Source organism: Streptomyces sp. NPDC058964 (assembly GCF_042741275.1).
GTDB lineage: Bacteria > Actinomycetota > Actinomycetes > Streptomycetales > Streptomycetaceae > Streptomyces.
This window is the reverse complement of record NZ_JBHYKH010000620.1, coordinates 1-2963: the sequence shown is the minus strand read 5'-3', so window position 1 is coordinate 2963 and position 2963 is coordinate 1. Positions and strand designations below refer to the sequence as shown.

The 2963-nt window shown below is 70.5% G+C and carries 2 protein-coding genes and 1 pseudogene; 2 read left to right on the top strand and 1 reads right to left on the bottom strand.

The annotated features are described in order from the left end of the window. Positions 1 to 101: 101 nt before the first annotated feature. Positions 102 to 899, bottom strand: coding sequence for an IclR family transcriptional regulator (locus tag ACFW2E_RS41625; protein WP_384475792.1), 798 nt, complete (start codon positions 897 to 899; stop codon positions 102 to 104). Between the two features lie 155 nt (positions 900 to 1054). Here ACFW2E_RS41625 and betA point away from each other — a divergent pair, with 155 nt between their 5' ends. Both betA and ACFW2E_RS41615 read left to right on the top strand, forming a co-directional pair. After that, entirely contained in the window at positions 1055 to 2725 is a 1671-nt protein-coding gene (gene betA, locus ACFW2E_RS41620) for a choline dehydrogenase (RefSeq protein WP_384475789.1), read from the top strand. Positions 2726 to 2728: 3 nt separating this feature from the next. After that, positions 2729 to 2963, top strand: a pseudogene (locus tag ACFW2E_RS41615) (5,10-methylenetetrahydrofolate reductase); the annotation flags it as partial.

The following is a 2963-nucleotide window of genomic DNA, read 5'->3' as shown; positions in this document are numbered from 1 at the left end:
GGGCCCGCGGCCCCACCCCCCCCCGCGGCGGGCGTGACCCGCGCGGGGCCCCCGCGGCCCGCGCTCCGGAGCGCCCGGCCCCGCGCGCCCGCGCCGGCCGGTCAGCCCAGGTAGCCCATCCGGTGGCTGATCTCCTCGGCGCCCTTCAGGAGCACCGGGGCCAGCTCGTGCATCCGCTCCTCGGTGAACCGGTACGAGGGCCCGGAGGCGCTGATCGCCGCGATCACCGCGCCGTCCCGGTCACGGACCGGAGCGGCCATGGCGTGCAGACCGATCTCCAGCTCCTCCAGCGTCCAGGCGTACCCCCGCTCCCGGGCCTCGGCGAGGTTCTTCTCCAGCTTCGCCTTGGCCGTCAGGGTGTGAGGGGTCACCTTCTTCAGACCGGACTCCGACAGCAGGGCGGAGCGCTCCTTGGCCGGCAGGTGGGCGAGCAGGATCTTGCCGCTGGACGTGGCGTGCAGCGGGGTGAGCTCCCCGACCCAGTTGTGCGCCGCGACGGCCGCCGGGCCGCGCACCTGGTAGAGGTTGATCGCGTAGTGCTCCTGCATCACGGCGATGTTGACCGTCTCGCCGATCTCCTCGGCGAGGCGTTCGCAGACCGCGCGGCCCTGCTGAGTGATGTCGAGGCGTGCCGTGACCGCGCCGGCCAGGCGTACGATGCCGAAGCCGAGGCGGTACTTGCCGCGCTCGCCCGCCTGCTCCACCAGGCCGCGCGCCTCCAGGGCGCCGAGCAGTCGGAACGCGGTGGACTTGTGGACATCGATCTCGGCGGCCACCTCACTGACGCCCGCCTCGCCGCGCTGGGCCAGGATCTCGAGGACGCTGATCGCCCGGTCGACGGACTGCACTCCGCCGGCCTGTGAACCGGTAGTTTCGGTCTCCGGACTGAAGTTGCTCATAGCGAAACTATACGCGCAGTAAACAACGGTCTCGCAAGTAACCCGCTGGAAACCAAGGCCAAGTAAGTTGCGCGGTTCGCAACCTGGTGCGTATAGCGATACCCGTATTAGCATGCCCCGCGTATCGACAGCGCGAGCGAGCGAGACGAGGCACCATGGCTCCCCTGCACTACGACTTCGTCATCGTCGGCGGTGGATCAGCCGGCAGCGCACTGGCCAACCGACTCTCGGCCGACCCGGCGAACCGGGTGCTGGTTCTGGAGGCGGGACGGTCGGACTACCCCTGGGACGTGTTCATCCACATGCCCGCGGCGCTGACCTACCCCATCGGCAGCCGCTTCTACGACTGGAAGTACGAGTCCGAGCCGGAGCCGCACATGGGCGGCCGGCGCATCTACCACGCCCGCGGCAAGGTGCTGGGCGGCTCCAGCAGCATCAACGGCATGATCTTCCAGCGCGGCAACCCCATGGACTACGAACGCTGGGCCGCCGACCCCGGCATGGAGACCTGGGACTACGCGCACTGCCTGCCGTACTTCAAGCGCATGGAGAACTGTCTGGCGGCCGACCCCGACGACGAGTTCCGCGGCCACGACGGCCCCCTCGTCCTCGAGCGCGGACCGGCCACCAACCCCCTGTTCGGCGCCTTCCTCAAGGCCACCCAGGAGGCGGGCTACGCCCCCACCGACGACGTCAACGGATACCGGCAGGAGGGTTTCGCCGAGTTCGACAGGAACGTCCACCGCGGACGCCGCCTGTCGGCCTCCAAGGCGTACCTCAAGCCCGCGATGAAGCGGCCCAACCTCACCGTCACGACCCGCGCCCTCGTCACCCGCGTCCTGTTCGAGGGCAAGAAGGCCGTCGGCGTCGAGTTCCGGCGCGGCCGGGGAGCGCTGAAGCAGGTGCGCGCCGGAGAGGTCATCCTCTGCGGCGGCGCGATCAACTCCCCGCAACTGCTCCAGCTCTCCGGCGTCGGCAACGCCGCCGAGCTGTCCGCCCTCGGCATCGACGTCGTCCACGACCTGCCGGGCGTCGGCGAGAACCTGCAGGACCACCTGGAGGTGTACGTCCAGTACGCCTGCAAGCAGCCCGTCTCCATGCAGCCGTACATGGCGAAGTGGCGCGCCCCCTTCATCGGGCTGCAATGGCTGTTCCGGAAGGGCCCCGCGGCCACCAACCACTTCGAGGCCGGCGGCTTCGCCCGCAGCAACGAGGACGTCGACTACCCCAACCTGATGTTCCACTTCCTGCCGGTCGCGGTCCGCTACGACGGCTCCTCCCCGGCGGGCGGCCATGGTTACCAGGTGCACATCGGGCCCATGTACTCCGACGCCATCGGCTCCGTGAAGATCAGGAGCAAGGACCCGCGCGAGCACCCGGCGCTGCGCTTCAACTACCTCTCCACCGACCAGGACCGCCGGGAGTGGGTCGAGGCCATCCGGGTGGCCCGCCGGATCCTCGGCCGGCCCGCGCTCGCCCCGTACAACGACGGCGAGATCTCGCCCGGCCCCTCGGTCGAGACGGACGAGGAGATCCTCGCCTGGGTCGCCAAGGAGGGCGAGACCGCCCTGCACCCCTCGTGCACCTGCAAGATGGGCACCGACGAGATGTCCGTCGTCGACCCGCTGAGCCTGCGGGTGCACGGCCTGGAGGGCCTGCGTGTCGTGGACGCCTCGGTCATGCCCTATGTCACCAACGGCAACATCTACGCGCCGGTGATGATGGTCGCGGAGAAGGCGGCCGACCTGATCCTCGGCAACGAGCCGCTGCCTCCGTCCAAGGCCGTGTACTACCGGCACCGCGACGCCCAGAAGCAGGCCGGGTAGGCCTTGGGTGCCGAGGCCCTGCGGGCACTGCTCGGCCACGTCCGCTACGAGGTGCTGCCGGCGAAGGCGACCGAGGACAAGGTCCTCGGCCATGTCCCGTGCGACGTCGTGGTCACGGTCACGGCGTCGCCGGTCAAGGGCCTGGAGCCGACACTCGGCCTCACCGAGCGGCTGACCGCGCACGGCTCCCGTGTCGTGCCCCGCCGGCCCCCGCGGCGGCGGCGCGACGCCACCCCAC

Coding starts and splice junctions, on each gene's coding strand:
- ACFW2E_RS41625 (WP_384475792.1), bottom strand. CDS start 899: ATGAGCAACTTCAGTCCGGAGACCGAAACTACCGGTTCACAGGCCGGC.
- betA (WP_384475789.1), top strand. CDS start 1,055: ATGGCTCCCCTGCACTACGACTTCGTCATCGTCGGCGGTGGATCAGCC.